We start from the raw sequence: 18159 nt of genomic DNA, 5'->3' as shown, positions 1-18159 counted from the left end.
TCTAAGGATTAAATCTAGGTGTGCGGTAATGAATATCTAACTTAACTAGGACCTTGCAGGCACTCTTGCCATCTGTCTCAACCTCAGTCTCAGAACCTAGTAGGTTTATTTTTGAGGCTAAACCAGAGAAGGTAATATCTTTACCAATGGCAAGAATGATGTCCTGCAAGCATCTGTTGGCTCTTAGACCAGGGTTTTCACTGAAGCTATGAGCCTCTATTTCTGTATGTAGAACGTACTCATGGTTGTTGCCTGCTTCTGTAACGTCCTCATCCCCATCTCTGTAGATAAGAGCATCTTCTTCATACTCAGTGGCGTAATCTTGCCAGTAGAGGAGGGTTAGACCTAAATCGGTATTGGAGCCATTAGCAACAGTGATTGCTCCTAATAAACTTCCCAGTGCCTCCATAATGTCTATACGCTTCATACTTCAATAAGCTCCAAGTCTGTGAGTTTGCCATCACCAGTGGGCTGGACACTCTTAACTGTGTAGGACTTGCCTCTGATGGTTAGAGAAGTCTTGTGCTTAACGTTGGCTAGGGTGATGTCAGAACTTTTAAAGCAAGCTGTAATCTGCCTGCCATCAGCTCCTATACCCATCAAGGAATAACTATCATCAAAGATGCAGGGGTAGGTGGCAGAGCCTATTGTGGCTAACTCTGCAAAACCTGTCTCATCAAAGAAAATAGATAAGTCCTCATTAAGCATCAGTGGCTTCCCCTTCTTCTTCTTCTTTCACGGCAGCTTTACCTTTAGTTTTGGGTTCAGGTAAGAGTTCAATGTTTTCTGCGTGAACAGCAGCAACTACATCGCTTAACTCAACCACTTGTCCTTCTATGAACATAACCCCGCCATGTACTATCTGCCGACCTGATATAACTTGATACTTTTTCATCTCTCTTCTCATTCCTATAAGTGGGGTAGGGTGTAAGCAAAAGTTACACCCTGGTCAACTACACGGTGATAGCATCAATGATCTTGGCGAAGCTGGCGGCTCTAGCAATCTGAATGTCAATGGTTTGCAAGGCACGAACTTCAACAGTACCAGCGTCATAACCAGCACCGTAGGGGTTAGGAAGCAATTCTAGAATGCCCCACTCACCAATCATCAGGTCTTGGAAGTTACCGAAGATAATGGAGCTTAAAGCAGTACCAGTGCCTTTGGTTAGGTTGGAGGGAACGTTGTTGGAGACACCAGCCATGTAGCCGTTTAGCTTACCCATTGAGAAGTCAGAGCCAGCCGAGTCTTCCCAAACCCAAGTAGAATCAGTACCTGCTGGGTTGCGAAGTGTGGTCTTCAGCTTGCCGCGTACCTTGGAGTTGGTTAAGTAACCGAGAGAACCTACGTCAGCATTACCGTTAGCGATAGCGGTTTCTAAAGCAACGATAGAAGCCCAAGTAGGAGCAGCCCCGTTTGTACCTAAAGCCACAGTCGCCACACCGCTGGTGTTCAAGATACCTGTAGGTTGCCCAGATGAACCGGAGCCGTTGATTGCTGCCAAGTCAATACCAGTAGCGATGGACTGGCTAAGATTACGTCTTACCCGTGCTTCGATGTCCTCGGAGGTTTGTAGCAACATCTGGCGCGTGAAAGCGGACTTAACTCCTAGTGTCTTGGGTCTGAAGCTTACCTTACCGAAGGTCTGGTCACTCTGAGTTACGCCAGCGTTTTCAGCTACCCAGTAGATGTTGCTGATGCCGTCTTCTGTTGGGATGTCTAAGTTTCCTACCAACCCAGACAACATCTCAGCACCCATTCGTAGAATTAAAGAACGGTTGCGTAAGAACTCAATCAAACGACCGGAGTTTAATTCTGTAGCTACTAAGTTTCCACCTTGTCCTGGAGTGCCAGTGTTTAAAGTAGCCCGTTGCATGGGTACTTGTAGGTCACGGACAGGAACAAAGAATCCACCTGTTGCTCTGTCAAGCTTCTCAGCAATAGCGTTAGAGCATTCACGCTCGAAACCAGCTTTGCTCCAGTCACGGTCGAGAGCAGCCACGATAGCTTTGCGGATGGAGTAAGCCTTTTCTTCTTTACGGCTCAAACCTAAAGCTTCAATAGGGGCTTGGACTGGGGTTTGTTGTTCTGTGGATAACATATTTAATACTTCACTACGGGCTTGTTCGATGGATGCGCCTTCATTAACCAACTTAGCTGTAAACTCGCGGCTTTGGTTATGTTTAGCACACAGAGCTTCAATAGAGGTGATGCGCTCACGCTCTTGTTGGCGGACTTCATTTATATCAACAGTCTCGGTAGTCATAGGATTTTCCTTTATTACTTCTAATGGTTGGGGTGTGCTAAGAGTCAGAGGTTGAGCGTCTCCGATTAAGGTTCTACCAACACCAACAGAGGGGTCGGCTGGTATTGTGACGATGCTTACTTCAAGGGGACACCAGCGGGTTGCGTAGTATCTACTAACGCCTTTACTTGTTTCCTCTCTAACAGATTCAATCTGGTAGCCAATGGAGACATTTTTGAGTACGCCGGCTACGACTGATTGCCAGATTTGTTCTGCTTTCTGGTGGACATCAAAATACAGCTTGGCGTAGAGACGTTTACCTTTTAAATAACTTGTCACGACTACTCCAATGTAGTCGTCTGAGTCATGATTAAAGAGTAAATTTGCTCCGCTATTTAACCTAGTTAAATCAATAGCCTCTGGAGTGTGTTCTAGAACTTCATACCAGCCTCGGTCTACCTCATACTCACTAGAAATAGGGATTTCTATAGTCCGGTCATTTTGGTTAACAACCGCTCTTTCAAAGGAGACAGACCGATAATTAACAGAGGTTGTGTCTACAGAGTGCTTACCAATTATTGGGGCTTGTTCACCATTATCAGAAGGCTCTTCAGCTACTTCTAATTGCTCATCTGGAATGACGGCTGGTTCAACAATCTCAATGGTCTCAACACTTTCTATAACAACTTCTCTTTTTTGTTTGGTGGGTATAAAACCCTTACCTTTTGGTTTCATAAGTTTTCTTTTAGAAGTCAACATTATTGGTTGCCTCCCACTTGAGTTGCTAGTAATTCTTCGACTGTTACTGTGGGAGTTTGTGCTGGAGAAAATAACACCAAGTCTAATGATTTGGCTAGGTCTAACTCTCTTTTGCGGGTTTTTAGAACTGTTTCTATATCCAAACCTTGCCGGGCTAACTCGTCTGTTATGGTGGAGAGTCCATTGTTAATAGAAGTAACCGCTGAGTTAACTTCTTTCTGTGGGTCAACCCAACTCCAACCGCGTGGCTGCCACTTAACATTGCTGTATTTATTGGGGTTGATTTCGTAGTCCTTGAAGTTAAGAGCACCGGACATCACAGCCAGTTCTAGCCAAGATTCAAATACAGACTGGTGTAGTTCTTCAATTAACCATTGCTGACAAACCTTGTAGTTGTCTCGCTCAGATAAGAGTGCGAGACGGCTGCTGCTGTAATTGCTTTGGGAGTAATCAGATGATAGGTTTTCGTAGCTGATTCCTAATCCACTAGCAACGCCGCGTAGTGCCTGTCTGACAAACCCCTCGAAACCAGTTGTAGGTCTTGATGGGGCAAACCCGTTAAACTTTTCACCAGGTGCAAGTTTAGCGATCGCACCAGGGCTGAGTTCAGTGATAGACTGACCATTCTCGTTGTCATCAACCATACTGTCAGGGTCTGCTGACTCTAGGAAACCCATAATTGAGGCACTACCACGAGCTGATACAATTTCAGCTTGTTCGTAAGCACCTAAGTCGTTAAGTCTCCTAGCCCCACTGTGTAACCAAGGAACACCACGAGTTTGTCCAGGACGGTCTGTGATAAATAAGTGAATAATCTCATCAGCTGGTATTCTCTCAAGACGTGCAGCCTCGGTAGCTCCGTTGAATTGATAATCACCAGGATGCCGAGTCTTGAGCCAGTAAGCTACAGGACGATTCCAACGGTCAATCTCTACCCCCATACGAATTTCATTTCCGAGGTGGTTGCCAGAGTGGTTCTCGTCCAGTAGGTCTGGTTCTATTAGCTCTAAGGCAAAAGGTATCTTGCTGCCACCAAAGGACTGCCTAACCTTCCTTATCAAAACTTCCCCTGACTCAGCTACAGTTCGCAGAGCAACTTGTTGAATTTGTGCCCAAGAAAGTCGCCCAGCAGTGTCACAGTATTTCTTATGACCCCAACCTTGCCAAGTCTGTTCGATAAGAGAGTTTGTAGCCTCATCAAGATTGTCAGAGCCCTTGAGCTTTACCTGAGACTGGAATGGTATTCCACTCCCAACAACGTTCACGACCAAGGTTCTAAGACCATTCCGGGCGTAATCGTTATCCCGGCAAAGTTGTCGTGAACGGTTTCTCAGGGCTGTTATGCTGCCTCGAATCTCACTATCGGCACTTGTTCCAGAGGCAAACCAGTCTGCGGTCAACCTACTGTGAACTGCGCCAGCATACGAACGCTTACCAACCTTCTTGTTTTGGCCGAAGAAGGTGGCTACAAACTCACGAGTGGTTGACCAAAGTCCCATAGATATTAACTATAAACTGCCTATAATCTAATTATAGTTGTTTTCACCATAATACGGAAGGCTTACAACAAATAAATAGTAAGTATATTTAGGGAAGCTACGCGATAAATAAAAAATAGATATATTTAAGACAGTAGTATTGATAAAAATATTGATGATGATAGATAAAAGCATCGAGACGACAAGTAACCCCTCGGTTAAGTCAGTAATAAACGTATCCCCAGAGTTTCAGGAGCAGTTACTCGAACAAGTGCTCTTACAATCTGGTGGTATCAGCGTAGGAGTCATACTATCTTTTTGTGGGGCTATTTTTTTAGCTAAGTATCTAGGGGTAGGAAAGCTAATTGCGGGGCTAGTAGACCGAGTTGAAAAAGGCACTGATTCTCTAAAAGAGGTATCGCAAGGCTTATCTCGACTTAACTGTGACCTTACAGAAGCTAATAGAGTTCACGTTGTTACCCACGAGAACATCTTGAACAAAGTTGATGTTGCTCTTGATAGGCTACAGGAGTCAAAAGAGCTTATTAAGGATATACAGCGGAAACTGGATAAATAAAACCCCAGAGGAGGCTCCGGGGTTTGTGTTGTGGCTAATTCAGTTTGTTCAAACTATGGCTTCAAACGCTTGATTAAGTAGCTCAGTTGCCTCAGTTATCAGTTGGTAGAGTTGGTCTTTTAAGTCGTTAATTGGCAGGTGCTTTTGTCCTAGAAGTGAGATTCTTGTGTAGACAGATAGCATCTGCTCTCTCAGTTGGTGGGAACTGCTGAACTCCCAACCACTTGACTCGAATACAACTCTGTGAATATAATCTAGAGCAGTTAACTCATCTCTACCGACCAAACTAGCTAGTTCGTTAATTCCTGTGGCGCAGGTGTTTAGAACAGTAGCGGTCTGAATGAGTGAAGTAGCGGTTGCCATAAGTTTGTCTGGGGTGTTGTTGTCCTTGTGAACTAACTATATCCCAGGGGGACATGGACTGTAAAGGGGTTTTAGATTAGTAAATGTGGAATATTGTTGAACTATTAATAACTAGAAGTTATACCACGGGGACATGGGTTTATGGTATACTGTAGATATAAATAGTTTGAGAGAACAAACCCATGCCAGATGAGCGAGTACGAGATGAGAAAGGCAAGTTTATAAGTGACGACGAACCAAAGACCGCGAAGCTTTCAATGAGAGTAGAGCCTAGCTTGTTGGAGAATATAAAAAGTGAGGAGAACTGGCAGGAGCGGGCAAGAGCAGCTCTGAAAAAGGAGTTCCCTACCAAGTAATTATTTGCAAAACAAAGCCCCTGGAAAGTGAATCTCCGGGGGCTTTGTTTATTGGCTCAATATCAGTCTTTCGTGGCTCTACCTTTGTTAGCGTCTATCCAGCTTATTAAAGCAAGTACGATGGCTGGGCTTTGTCCTATCTTTAGTTCCTTGCAAGTTTCTTCTAATTCGTTTTTGAGCTTTTGTGGGAGTCGGATTGTTGTTGTTGTTGTGATAGTCATAACTTTGTTGCTCTTTGTGTATGGTTGGCTTTAATCTTCTAACTAGCTTTTGGGGTGAGTCTGAAGCTGTCGGCGACCTTATCATTAATCTTTGAAGACTTCTTGCCATGCTCCTTTAACAAAGGAATGATGTACTGCAAACCTTTTTGAGTTATTAAAATCTGTTGAAAAACACCAAAGTTTGTTTGCTCTTCTCTTACTACAAAGATTCCCTGTTCCACAAAACGTTGGTATGGATGTTTGGTATTTATGATTAGTTTTAACTCTACCAAAGCCTTGAATAAGTTGTTTCTACCAATACCAGGGATGCCCATAACTTGCGCTGCTTCCTGAAAAGTCAGGTTGCTTCCTGCTTCTAGAAGGATATCAGCGGCTTCAGCTTTTGGTGCTAGTTCAGCGTTGACAGCTTGAAGTTCAGCGGTGGCAGCTTGTAACTGTTCATTAGCAGCGGCTAGAGCCTTCCTTTCCGTCTCTATAACTACTAAAAGCTTCAAAGACTCCAGGAGGTCTTCAGGCAGTTTAATGGTCTCTTGTGGCTTGTTCCTACCTTCTAAGTCCCGTCTAGCTTGCGCGAAAGTTTTAACTAAGTTAGCCTTGCATTGAACAACTGCTTGTGAGTTTCTGGAAAGTGTTAAGAGGAATAAAGCTTGGTCTTCTGTTAAGTAGACAAATACCTGTGTGTTATTAGCAACTCCTTTGTAGCTAAGTACAGCTCCGTTTTGAAAACGGAGAACTCCAAACTCTTGCTCTATCTGGGTTTGGTATTTCTTGACAACATTCTGCATCCAGTCTGAATGGTTAACCTCTAACTTAGCCGCTACTATTCTTGAGTCAATAAACAGCTCGTTTTCTGGACCAGTTACTAAGTCAGATAATTCAATTTGAGGGGAGGGAGTGGGGGAGGAAGATGCTAAAGTAGTCATGTGAATCTTTTTGGTATGAGGTTCTATTTACAAAAGCAGCTATTGGGTGGGGGGTGTTTAGACCATCCCTCATTTATGCTGCTTATACTATCATTGTAACACCTTAAAAGAGAGTGCGGAAGCTTTTTTAAGTATTTTTTACTATATTCGCAGCACGAATAATCATTGACTTCGCCGGTGGTATTGTCTAGCCACGCAGAAAGTATTCTTTAGGGTGCGAACACTGTGGTACTCCGCACCACTGCGAAGTGATAAACCCTCAAAGGTCTTGCTCTGCTTGACAGTTCGGGCAACAGGCTGGTACGAAGCGTTTTGTTGCTATATAAAGGTTTCAGGCGTTCAGGTACGAACGAAGTTAATACTTATTTATTTAATATACTTAGCTGCTTGCAAGTGTTTTCCAGCTATATACAGGTTTCAGCGATTCTGCTTGACAGTATAAAATATTTATAATTTATCGGTGGTAATAAGTGTTTTGTTGCTATATAAGGGTTCCAGCAGTTGGGGTAATAAGTCACTTATAAAATAAGGTTGACACCCGGAAGACCTCACACTATTTGTACCCCAGCCGTTCTTGCGGGATCTTGGTTGACACCTGGCAGCCACTCAGCTATTAAATCTTCACCTATCAATGCAACGGCTTTAACACCAGTTGTAGTAAGGACTTCAGCCGTTTTTTTGTTGTGCCACTGCAACAGTTCCTAATCGTCTACTAGCTCTTTGATGTCCGAAGTGTTTTTCCTGCTATACAAAGGTTACGGGCGTTTCCTGTCCGAACGACCAAATAAAAGATTATTAACCCACACTTAGGTGGTTATAAGTGTTTTGTTGCTATACAAAGGTTTCAGCAGTTATGGTTGTAAGTATAAAATATTTATATTTTCTAGGTGTTCGTGAGTGTTTTGTTGTTATACAAGAGTTTCAGCAGTTGTGTTCATTAGTCAAGTCGCAAAAATATAGACAACAAAAAGCCCCTGAGCTACTTTTTAATTCGCTAGGGGCTTTTTGTTTGGTTGTCTATCGTTGAAACCATAATTCTACGGATTGTTCTATCGCTGTAATTCTAAATCTGCGGATTTGTTGTCGGATCTAAATTCTAAACCGCTCGCTACCTTGAGTTGCCCTTTTTACTTATACGTGGTGTAAGGGTAAGTGACGGAGGCGACTTGTTTTTCGAGGACGCTCATTAACTCGTTGGGGTCGTAGTGTGGTGGTGTCTAGCACCTTTCCTCTCCCTCCCATAAATACAGTATAACCCAGGGGGACATGGATGTCAAGGGGTTTTATTAAATTATAGGCAGGATTAGACTCAGCCTTATAAGAACCACCTGTAGCAGTCCCAACCTGTCTTTTCTTCACTTCATTTTCAAAATGGAGTGAGCCAAGCCGCTGCTTTGAATGGCTACCAAAAAAGGTCTGGTATGCGCGGTCTCTAATTAATATTTCTTAACATAACTGTCTTGACTGAATTGACATAGATTGACATATAATCACAAGAGAGACGACTAAAAGAACTAACCAATAAGCCGAAAAGCTTACTGCATTGGAATTTCGGGGTTATAGCGCAGTTGGTAGCGCACCTCAATGGCATTGAGGGGGTCAGCGGTTCGAATCCGCTTAGCTCCATTAGATTATAATATTTTGAAGTTTAGTAGTTAGAGTTGAAGTCTATTTAGGGTTAACTCATTAGCGTGGAGTTAGCCATATAAACGTGAACTACCTACACTTCCCTTGCGGGTAAGTATAGGCTTCCTACCCAGTTAACAGCTTTTTGCTCTTCGAGAACAACAAGACTGATGTTAAGGCGATAGGCTGACCCCTCGTTCCAAAGGCAAAATCAAGGTTAATCAACAAAAATGATCATGTATCTAGCTTGGTTATCGCTATTCTCTCGCCTTGCCGAGATATTCAATTCATAACACAAATTTTGTGAATTGTCTCCATGTTTTCCTTCCTTGCTGTCGCGTTGGTCGGAAAACCGTCGTCAATTCACGCGCCATTCATCCCCCGCTGCCCTATCGGGTCAGACGTGGGGCTTCTGTCGGTTAAGCCAAAACCCTTGTTATAGCAGCTTTTAGCTTTCAGCGGTCAGCCGTCAGGAGTAAAACCCTTATATTGTGGGACTCCGTGATTAAAATTAGTATCTCATTCAAGTGCATACCGCTTTATACCTACAAGAAATTCTCAGGAATTTGCTTGCTATTTCTTACTTGCCTAAACCATCATATCTGTTTGGGTCTTTTTTCTCTTTTTTGTCCTTGGCATCTTTCTTAGGCTTTTTAGTTTCTTTATTACCTTTTTTTTCCTTAGACATCAGTATTACCCAACTAAGTTTACCCGTTAAAGCTTCCACATTCTGCTATTGGTAAATCAGGGCGTAGCTTACCTGATACCCTTTGAAAACAGCAAGGAAAGCATTAAACATTTACACTACTAACCACCATGATACATTGTTATTTGATTTTGTTATTAATTTAATTAACTATGATACAAAACTTTAGATACCCGGTTACTAGATTTAATTGAGATGCTCACTTCTAGATTCTGTTTTATTCTCTTCATTCATTATATCGGTATAATCGAATTTTATAACTTATCAGGTAATAATTAAATGACTTCATCGGTAGATATTCTCATTCTTTCCAATGGACCAGGAGAAGTTACAACTTGGGTACGTCCTGTTGTCAAAGCATTGAGAGAACAATTAGGACATGATATTTCTCAAGTAAGAATTTCTGTAATATTATCACCTTGTCCCCATGCTAGTGGAAAAGAAACTGCTATAGCGTTGGGCTACCCAGAGGTTGATAGAGTTCAAGCAGCAGCAGATTTTTGGCAATTTTTACTATGGGGAAAAACCGCAGAAAATTGGGATTGGAGAAATCAAGGTGCAGTGGTATTTTTAGGTGGTGATCAACTTTTTCCCGTTATTATTGGTAAGAAGTTAGGATATAAAACAGTAGTTTACGCCGAATGGTCAGCGCGTTGGCACAATTTTATAGATAAATTTGCAATTATGAAAGTTCAAGTTGCGAAAAATGTTTCTCCTAAATATATAGATAAATTCACTGTTGTTGGTGATTTAATGTTAGAAGCAGCAGAGAATGAAATAACATCTAAAATTGAAAATCCCAAATCCCAAATTAACATTATTGGCATTTTACCAGGTTCAAAAGCAGCAAAATTAACCCAAGGTGTACCTTTAACTTTAGCTATTGCTGAATATATTCACAGTAAATTACCCCAAACAAAGTTTTTTATTCCTGTTGCACCAACTTTAGATTTATCAACTTTAGCTGATTTTGCTAAACCTGAAAATAACCCATTGGCTAAAGCTTTTAACTTTCAAGGTGCTGATTTAATAGGTGATAATTTGGTGACTTCTACAGGTTTAATAGTAGCATTAAAATCAGAAAATCCCGCTTATCATTTATTATCTCAATGTTCTATTTGTTTGACTACAGTTGGTGCAAATACCGCAGAATTAGGTGCATTAGCTGTCCCGATGATTGTCCTATTACCAACTCAACAATTAGATGCTATGCGTTCTTGGGATGGTTTACCAGGAATATTAGCAAATTTACCGGGAGTAGGTTCTAGTTTTGCTAAATTAATTAATTGGTGGATGATAAAAAACAAGGGTTTGTTAGCTTGGCCGAATATTTGGGCGCAAGCAGAAATTGTTCCAGAATTGGTAGGTAAATTGCAACCCGAAACTGTGGGAAAAATGGTTTTAGATTTGTTAGAAAATCCCGAAAAATTAGCAGCTATTCGGGATAAGTTACGCAGTGTTAGGGGTGAAGGTGGGGCTGCGGAAAAGTTGGCAATTTTGGTCAAAAAAGAGTTATTATAGATTTATATAAAACTAACATTTTTTCAAATATGAAAGCACCTGATACCATTATTAAACTTGTTGAACATTTTCACTCTTCGATAGAATTGTATCGTGCAGGGGGAATTAATGAAACACAAACTAGAATTGAATTTATCAATCCTTTCTTTGCTGCTTTAGGGTGGGATATTAATAATGAACGACAAATTTCTGATATTTATAAAGACGTTGTTCATGAAGATTCTTTAAAAATTAGCGACGCAAACAAAGCCAAAGCACCTGATTATAGTTTTTGGGTTGGTGGAGTCAGAAAGTTTTTTGTGGAAGCGAAAAAACCCGCTGTTAATGTTGGTAATAATATGAGTGCAGCCTTTCAAGTCAGACGTTATGGCTGGTCTGCAAAATTACCTTTAAGCATTTTAACAGATTTTGAAGAATTTGCAGTTTATGATTGTCGAATTATGCCAAATAAAAATGATTCTCCATTGATAGCGAGAATCAAACATTTTAATTATACAAAATATGTGGAAAAATGGCAAGAGATTTATGATCTTTTTTCTAAGGAATCTGTCTTAAATGGTTCTTTAGAAAGATTTGCGGAAACTAAAGTTAAAGCTGGGATTACTGTTGATCAAAAATTTCTCCAAGAAATTGAAATTTGGCGAGAAAATTTAGCTGCTAATATTGTTTGGAGAAATCCCCAAATTGAACAAAGAGAGTTAAATTTTGCTGTCCAAATGACGATTAATAGAATTGTCTTTTTACGCATTTGTGAAGATAGAGGAATTGAACCTTATCAACAGTTATATAATTTATTAAAGTTTGAAAATTTTTATCAAGAATTAGGGCGGTTATTTATCAATGCAGATTATCGCTATAATTCGGGTTTATTCCATTTTCAAGGTGAAAAAAGACGAGAAAATCCTGATGATTTTACTTTGAATTTAACTATAGATGATGCTATTTTAACATTAATTATTAGAAAACTCTATCCTCCAGAAAGTCCTTATGAATTTTCTGTGATTCCTGTGGAAATTTTAGGACAAGTGTATGAACAATTTTTAGGTAAAGTCATTCAAATATCTGCAAGTCGTCAAGCAGTTATTGAAGATAAACCGGAAGTAAGAAAAGCTGGAGGTGTTTATTATACTCCTAGTTATATTGTTGATTATATTATTAAACAAACTATTGGTAAGGTTTTAGAAAATAAGAAACCAGATAAAATCCAAGATATAACAATTCTTGATCCTGCTTGTGGTTCGGGTTCTTTTTTAATTGTGGCCTATCAATTTCTCCTAGATTGGTATTTAGAACAATATTTACAAAATCCCAAGAAATACAAAAATAAATTCTATCAAATTTCAGATCATCAATGGCGTTTAACCGCAAGTGAGAGAAAGCAAATTTTATTAACTCATATTTATGGTGTTGATATTGATCAACAAGCGGTAGAAACAACTAAACTATCTTTATTATTAAAGGTATTAGAAGGAGAATCAGGAGAAACAATTACCAGACAATTACAGCTATTTAAGGAAAGGGCTTTACCTGATTTAGATTATAATATTCAGTGTGGTAATACCTTGATAGACGCAGAATTTTATCAACATACTCAATTAAATTTTTTAGACGAAAATACGGCTTATAGAGTTAATATTTTTGACTGGAAATCGGCTTTTTCTGTTATTATGAAACGAGGTGGTTTTGATGTAGTTATTGGTAATCCTCCCTATATTAGAATCCAAGCTTTAAAAGAATGGGCTGCTTTAGAAGTTGAATTTTATAAACAACAGTATGTTTCTGCTAGTAAGGGAAACTATGATATTTATGTTGTCTTTGTGGAAAAGGGATTAGAGCTATTAAGAAAAGATGGCTATTTAGGTTTTATTTTACCCCATAAGTTTTTTAATGCTCAATATGGGGAATCTATCAGAAAATTAATTGCTGAAGGTAAATATCTTCATAAAATAGTGCATTTTGGAGATCAACAAGTGTTTCCAAAAGTTTCAACTTATACTTGTTTGCTTTTCTTGAGAAAATCACAACAATCTGATTTAGAAATGGAAAAAGTTACTGATTTAATAGATTGGAAAAATAATCATAATAGTCAAACAGGAATTATTAATCATTCGTTAGTTTCTGGGTTAGCATGGAATTTTATTTTGGGAGAAGATGCTAATTTATTTGCAAAATTACAACAAATTAAATCTAGACTAGAAGATGTAACAGAAAGGATTTTTCAAGGAATTAAAACCAGTGCTGATAAAATATATATCGTCGAAGGATTATCACGGGAAGATAATTTAATCCAGGTTTTTTCAAAAGAAAAACAAATAGCATACTGGTTAGAATCTAATTTACTACATCCTTTGATTAAAGGTGGTGATAGTAAAAGATATTATTTGTCTAAAACTAATAAGTTGATTATTTTTCCCTATATGCTTAAAAATAATGGTTCAATGGAATTAATTTCTATGAATACCTTTGAAAAAGAATATCCTTTAACCCGGAATTATTTACTAGATAATAAAGATTATTTAGAAAGTAGAGAAAATAGTAAAATGTTAGGAGAAAATTGGTATGGATATAGTAGATTTCAAGCTTTAAATGTCATGGCTTTACCAAAAATATTTACTCCTGATATTGCGACTGGTTCATCATTTACATGGGATAAAACAGGGGAGATATTTTTTACGGGTGGTGTCGCTGGAGGATATGGAATTTTAGTTAAATCTATTTATTCATGGGAATACATTTTAGGATTGTTAAATAGTCAAGTCCTAGAATTTTATCTCAAAAAATCATCTACATCAATGAGAGGTGGTTACTATAGTTTTGAATCTCGGTTTATTCGCAATCTTCCTATTAAAATTATTGATAATTCTCAAATTTCAGAAAAGCAAAAACATGATTTAATTGTTAATTTAGTACAACAAATGCTTGATCTTCATCAACAACTCAATCAAGCAAACACACCCCCAGCCAAAAGAATGATTCAGCAACAAATTCAAGCTACTGATAGACAAATTAATCAATTAGTTTATGAACTCTATGAATTAACTGATGCAGAAATAACTATGATTGAAAGTATTCAAAGTACATAAACTTAAATTTACTCTTCCCCTTGTCTGCGTCCTAGTTCATACACACCAGCACCCATACAAGCAAGTATCCCAATGCTAATTCCCCAACTATTACCTAAACTGATATCTAAAATCCAGTTAGATAAACCACCAAATATTAAAAACGGGAAAATGCTAAACAGTGAAGCATAGAAGGAATTTTGCGCTTCTCTGGCTTTGCGTGTCTTTTCAAATTCTGACTGACTGGTATAAAGGGACTGTTCAGCAAAATTGAACCAGCGATTGAGTTGTGTCGTTACCCATTCTCTAACTTGGGAAAAACTCAAATATAATGCTAAAGCCCATAAACAAGCTCCAGCGATGGCAACTGTATCTAATTCAACGCGAAAAGGCAATATGTCAAACATGGCATGGGTTAACTGATACTTTTAACCGGGACATTCCCCGACATCTGAGATGTCGTGAATATCTAGTACAACATCACCAACTGAGTTAGTGAAGGTGGTATCCTATATGCCTTAGAATTATGTTCTCAGGCTCTTGATTGTCTGTCAACGAGTTCAATACGCAAATTTTCTCTAGAACTACCAAGTTTTCAAAAAGAAAGGTTTATTTTCTTTGTAGCCATTCAAGTCTATTCGGAACCATTATAGTTACTCAAAATATTTATTGACTTTAAATTAACTAACTACAAAACTCTCGTATATATTTAATATAATGAACCTATTGTGAAGAAATGTCAATAGATGTCTGAAGATTTAATGTCCTATTCTTTGCTGGTAACGGTACACCTAATAAACTCAAATTCAGAACATGACCACCCGTAACCAAATAAACAGGTTCACAAATTGTCCCTAACTGTCGAACTAATGCACCCAAGCGATCGCGGAATTTGCGCCCCATAGGATAAGCTGGAACTACACCCCAACCAGTTTCTTCTGCCACAAATATCACCTCAGCCGCAACTAACGGCAGAATTTCCAGGAACTCCCTCACAGTATTTTCCCAAACTAAATCTTCATCTTCGAGAAAATTAGCCACCCAAGTTCCCAAAGAATCAACCAACAGGCAAGTATTAGGCTGAGATTGAGCCAACGCAGCAGTCAGTTCCACAGGTACAGACAGAGTTATCCAATCTTGAGGACGACGTTGTTGATGTTTTTGAATCCGTGCAAGCCATTCCTGATCATCTGGATTTTGTGTAGCCGTGGCGATGTACACTACAGTTTTGCCGGAATTTATCGCCAAATCTTCCGCCCATTCACTTTTACCAGAACGGGCTGCACCAGTCACCAAAATCACTTTACTCATCATTTGATCATATAATATTTAAACAGAAAGAATACACGAGTTAAATCAAGTATCCCCACAATCGCCACCTTTTTGTACTCCTGAATTCTTTCTTGATCAAGACCATAAATTTGAGGATATTCTTATGAAACCAGGGTTAAAACGGATCGAGGCAACATTACATGATTTAGGAACTCGCAATGATGAAGTCACCACAGAAATAGGTGATGAAACCAAACGTTCCTTTTCCTTTCGCATTAGTATCCGTCCCCAGGAATCTAGAGAAAATTCCCCAACTACCGCCCAAACCAATAATAACTTAGAAGCAGATCCAGTTAATCATAAAATTCCAGAGGCAAATTTATTTCCCCACCATGATTCTGTCCCAGCTTTTCCAGCCCAAGACAATGGAGAAAAAACGCCAACTCTGCCTAAATTTAAAACTCCATCATTCAGCAATCATCGTCACGGCGCTAACCCAGCCCTGGCGATGAATATGCTCCAAGAAATCCAAGAAAAAGTTGCTAGTTGGCAAATAGAATTACAAAGAATAGTCCAAAATATTCAAGATATTTACTTAGAAGGTCCAATTATTAATGGCTGGTTGGAATCCAATGCCCAAGAGCCAGAAACAGTAGGAACAGCAGCATTACGCCATGCAGAAGTAGAGCGTCTCATGGACTATGTAGAAGAAATTTGTGCTAATGGTGAAAAAGAATCTCATAAACCACTACATACTGACTACCGACTATGTGGAGTAGATAAAGCCGGTCAGGTCTGGTCTCGTCCCTGTCCAGTTGAACAAGTTCCTAGTGTTAGTATAGCGATCGCTCGTCACCAAAGATTAAGGCAACTCTTAGGACGCAAACAAGACCTAGAAAATCGCTTGAGTCAATTAGCGGAAACCTTGGTGATGTTACATAGTCATATTCAACAAAATTAAAACAATTACTTGCAGATTGAAATATTTTCTCACTGAATCCAAAATACAGTAGACATCTCCGAAAAAAATCGTAGAGACGTTCCATGGAACGTCTCTACAAGGGCAGAAACGATAAAGGCCGAGGTGGTGCTGCAAGAAAATGGCAACTAAAAAAACAAAGACAGATGCTCAGACAGAAACTCAAAGAAAATCAAAAGCCAAATGATCATCACAACGATAAACAGGGGGAAAGTTCAACTTCCCCCTATTTTTTGGCCTTTTTTTCCCAACAGATTTATTGCCCATTGCAATCAATAAATTTCACATCTTACTATTATTAGTATCTTTAGGCAATCAATTAAAGAAACTGGATTTGCGATTAAATTTATGAACTTAATTGCATGGTGATAAAATCAGGATTAGTCAGATCATCAGGGAGAAAAGAAGACTCTGTGGGAAAAGAATCAATAGGTAATTTAGTTTCTGTATTAGCCGCACGAACTGCTTTTAAATAACAATCAGAAAATATTTCTAAATAATAAGGTTTGAGACTAGGACTATCCTCCAATAAAGATTCAATTTGATAAAACTGTTCCCAAATTGTACTTACCCAACTAGAAGAACGTTTTTTAGGTTGATATTGGTACTTGAGTAAGTGCATGAGTAAAACTATGAGTCGGTTTTTAAGTTCACGTCTTTTCTCTTTCCCCATGTCCTCTATTTCTTCAATCAAATGCTCAAAATCAACGTGATCTAATTGATGATTACGCAATAACTTAGCTGTCGTTTCTAGCCACGAACAATAATCCTGCTCATAAAGATAACTACTCAAGGATGTAGATTGTAAATTGGTAGTCATAACAGATAGCCTTATTTATGCCATTACTTAAGTCTATCACATTAATTAATAAAACCAGGAAACATTAACGTTACCTGGTTTATTGTTGTAGGGACATAGCAATGCTATGCCCTAATTCTCATACTGCCAAATTAAACTTTAGCAGCCGCTCTCATTGCTAATTCGCCTTTAGCATACTTAGCAGCATAATCTTCTAAAGAAACTTGCTTAATCTTGCTTGCGTTACCAGCAGTACCAAATTGTACATAACGGTCAGCACAAACCTTTTGCATATATTTAATAGAAGGCTTGAGGAAGTGACGAGGATCAAATTCCTTGGGATTAGAAGCCAAAGCTTCACGCACAGCCGCAGTAATAGCCAAACGGTTATCGGTGTCAATATTTACCTTACGCACACCACTCTTGATACCTTTTTGGATTTCTTCCACAGGTACACCGTAGGTTTCAGGAATAGCGCCACCATATTGGTTAATGAGTGCCAATAAATCTTCAGGTACAGAAGAAGAACCGTGCATTACCAAGTGGGTGTTAGGTAAACGGCGGTGAATTTCTTCAATGCGGCTAATAGCCAAGATTTCACCTGTAGGCTTACGAGTAAACTTGTAAGCACCGTGACTTGTGCCGATAGCAACAGCTAAAGCATCTACTTGAGTTGCTTCTACGAAGTCAACAGCTTCATCAGGGTCAGTTAATAGTTGAGAATGGTCAAGAGTCCCTTCAAAACCATGACCATCTTCAGCTTCACCCGCGCCGGTTTCTAGAGAACCCAAACAACCCAATTCACCCTCAACACTGACACCCAAAGAGTGAGCAACGTTGACAACTTCGCTGGTAACTCTCACGTTATATTCAAAGCTGGCAGGGGTTTTAGCGTCAGCTTCCAAAGAACCATCCATCATGACGCTGGTGAAGTTGTTCTTGATAGCTGAATAGCAGGTAGAAGGAGCATTACCATGATCTTGGTGCATGACAATGGGAATCTCAGGATAGGTTTCTACCGCAGCCAAAATCAGGTGACGGAGGAAGTTTTCTCCGGCATAGTTACGAGCGCCGCGAGAAGCTTGTAAGATTACGGGGCTATCTGTTTCCACCGCAGCCTTCATGATTGCTTGAATCTGCTCTAAGTTGTTGACGTTAAAAGCGGGGATACCATAACCGTGTTCAGCAGCGTGATCCAAAAGCAACCGCATTGGTACGAGAGCCATATATATTCCTCCTAATTTGGGTATTTAGCTAGTCAGTTTAATAGAAGC

At 39.4% G+C, this 18159-nt stretch carries 18 protein-coding genes and 1 tRNA gene; 6 read left to right on the top strand and 13 right to left on the bottom strand.

The features are described 5' to 3' along the window. Position 1: 1 nt before the first annotated feature. From FJR08_RS05350 to FJR08_RS05330, 5 genes are all read right to left on the bottom strand, one after another. Positions 2–427 (bottom strand): hypothetical protein, encoded by a 426-nt coding sequence (locus tag FJR08_RS05350; RefSeq protein WP_168632433.1) that lies wholly within the window; start codon positions 425–427, stop codon positions 2–4. Then, a complete protein-coding gene (locus tag FJR08_RS05345) occupies positions 424–708 on the bottom strand; it encodes a hypothetical protein (protein WP_168632432.1) in 285 nt (94 codons plus the stop codon). The genes FJR08_RS05350 and FJR08_RS05345 overlap by 4 nt, the downstream gene beginning before the upstream one ends. Beyond that, positions 701–844 carry a hypothetical protein gene (locus tag FJR08_RS05340; protein WP_168632431.1) on the bottom strand — a complete coding sequence of 48 codons (144 nt, stop codon included), beginning with the start codon at positions 842–844 and terminating at the stop codon, positions 701–703. Before FJR08_RS05340 ends, FJR08_RS05345 begins: the two co-directional genes overlap by 8 nt. A 109-nt stretch (positions 845–953) precedes the next feature. After that, positions 954–2978, bottom strand: a complete 2025-nt coding sequence (locus tag FJR08_RS05335) for a phage major capsid protein (protein ID WP_168632430.1) — start codon at positions 2976–2978, stop codon at positions 954–956. Positions 2979–3001: 23 nt separating this feature from the next. Further along, positions 3002–4501 (bottom strand): phage portal protein, encoded by a 1500-nt coding sequence (locus FJR08_RS05330; protein WP_168632429.1) that lies wholly within the window; start codon positions 4499–4501, stop codon positions 3002–3004. A gap of 250 nt (positions 4502–4751) precedes the next feature. Between FJR08_RS05330 and FJR08_RS05325 the strand changes: the two genes are divergently transcribed. Continuing rightward, positions 4752–5057, top strand: coding sequence for a hypothetical protein (locus tag FJR08_RS05325; protein WP_168632428.1), 306 nt, complete (start codon positions 4752–4754; stop codon positions 5055–5057). A 48-nt stretch (positions 5058–5105) separates the two neighbouring features. Here the strand turns inward: FJR08_RS05325 and FJR08_RS05320 are convergent, their stop codons facing one another. The 3 genes from FJR08_RS05320 to FJR08_RS05310 all read right to left on the bottom strand — a co-directional run bounded on the left by FJR08_RS05320 (position 5106) and on the right by FJR08_RS05310 (position 8279). Continuing rightward, positions 5106–5420 (bottom strand): hypothetical protein, encoded by a 315-nt coding sequence (locus FJR08_RS05320; protein WP_168632427.1) that lies wholly within the window; start codon positions 5418–5420, stop codon positions 5106–5108. A gap of 615 nt (positions 5421–6035) precedes the next feature. After that, positions 6036–6920 (bottom strand): phage antirepressor KilAC domain-containing protein, encoded by an 885-nt coding sequence (locus FJR08_RS05315; protein WP_168632426.1) that lies wholly within the window; start codon positions 6918–6920, stop codon positions 6036–6038. A gap of 1131 nt (positions 6921–8051) precedes the next feature. Next, positions 8052–8279 carry a hypothetical protein gene (locus FJR08_RS05310; RefSeq protein WP_168632425.1) on the bottom strand — a complete coding sequence of 76 codons (228 nt, stop codon included), beginning with the start codon at positions 8277–8279 and terminating at the stop codon, positions 8052–8054. 194 nt (positions 8280–8473) lie between these two features. Between FJR08_RS05310 and FJR08_RS05305 the strand changes: the two genes are divergently transcribed. Then, positions 8474–8546 (top strand) — tRNA-Ala (locus FJR08_RS05305). Positions 8547–9126: 580 nt separating this feature from the next. On the opposite strand, the gene FJR08_RS05300 is transcribed toward FJR08_RS05305, so the two are convergent. Continuing rightward, entirely contained in the window at positions 9127–9273 is a 147-nt protein-coding gene (locus FJR08_RS05300) for a hypothetical protein (RefSeq protein ID WP_158310534.1), read from the bottom strand. A gap of 258 nt (positions 9274–9531) precedes the next feature. Here FJR08_RS05300 and FJR08_RS05295 point away from each other — a divergent pair, with 258 nt between their 5' ends. After that, positions 9532–10773, top strand: coding sequence for a lipid-A-disaccharide synthase (locus tag FJR08_RS05295; protein WP_168632424.1), 1242 nt, complete (start codon positions 9532–9534; stop codon positions 10771–10773). 29 nt (positions 10774–10802) lie between these two features. Further along, complete coding sequence (locus FJR08_RS05290; RefSeq protein WP_168632423.1) at positions 10803–13856, top strand: Eco57I restriction-modification methylase domain-containing protein; 3054 nt, start codon at positions 10803–10805, stop codon at positions 13854–13856. 8 nt (positions 13857–13864) lie between these two features. Here FJR08_RS05290 and FJR08_RS05285 read toward each other — a convergent pair whose 3' ends face one another. Further along, complete coding sequence (locus tag FJR08_RS05285; RefSeq protein ID WP_015080556.1) at positions 13865–14242, bottom strand: hypothetical protein; 378 nt, start codon at positions 14240–14242, stop codon at positions 13865–13867. A gap of 316 nt (positions 14243–14558) precedes the next feature. Continuing rightward, complete coding sequence (gene cobU / locus FJR08_RS05280; protein WP_168632456.1) at positions 14559–15146, bottom strand: bifunctional adenosylcobinamide kinase/adenosylcobinamide-phosphate guanylyltransferase; 588 nt, start codon at positions 15144–15146, stop codon at positions 14559–14561. Between the two features lie 124 nt (positions 15147–15270). On the opposite strand from cobU, the gene FJR08_RS05275 reads away from it, so the two are divergent. Together FJR08_RS05275 and FJR08_RS23110 are read left to right on the top strand one after the other, a co-directional pair. Next, the gene (locus tag FJR08_RS05275; RefSeq protein WP_148764042.1) at positions 15271–16068 is read left to right on the top strand and encodes a hypothetical protein; all 798 of its coding nucleotides are present in this window, start codon (positions 15271–15273) and stop codon (positions 16066–16068) included. Between the two features lie 83 nt (positions 16069–16151). Continuing rightward, positions 16152–16388: a hypothetical protein gene (locus tag FJR08_RS23110; protein WP_217357481.1), complete on the top strand. Its 237-nt coding sequence runs from the start codon at positions 16152–16154 to the stop codon at positions 16386–16388. Positions 16389–16432: 44 nt separating this feature from the next. Here FJR08_RS23110 and FJR08_RS05270 read toward each other — a convergent pair whose 3' ends face one another. Together FJR08_RS05270 and fba are read right to left on the bottom strand one after the other, a co-directional pair. After that, the gene (locus FJR08_RS05270) at positions 16433–16906 is read right to left on the bottom strand and encodes a DUF29 domain-containing protein (RefSeq protein ID WP_168632422.1); all 474 of its coding nucleotides are present in this window, start codon (positions 16904–16906) and stop codon (positions 16433–16435) included. Positions 16907–17037: 131 nt separating this feature from the next. Next, complete coding sequence (gene fba / locus FJR08_RS05265) at positions 17038–18111, bottom strand: class II fructose-bisphosphate aldolase (protein ID WP_148764048.1); 1074 nt, start codon at positions 18109–18111, stop codon at positions 17038–17040. Positions 18112–18159 lie beyond the last annotated feature (48 nt).

The organism is Dolichospermum sp. UHCC 0260, assembly GCF_009711985.1.
GTDB lineage: Bacteria > Cyanobacteriota > Cyanobacteriia > Cyanobacteriales > Nostocaceae > Dolichospermum > Dolichospermum lemmermannii.
This window is presented reverse-complemented; position numbering and strand designations above follow the sequence as displayed.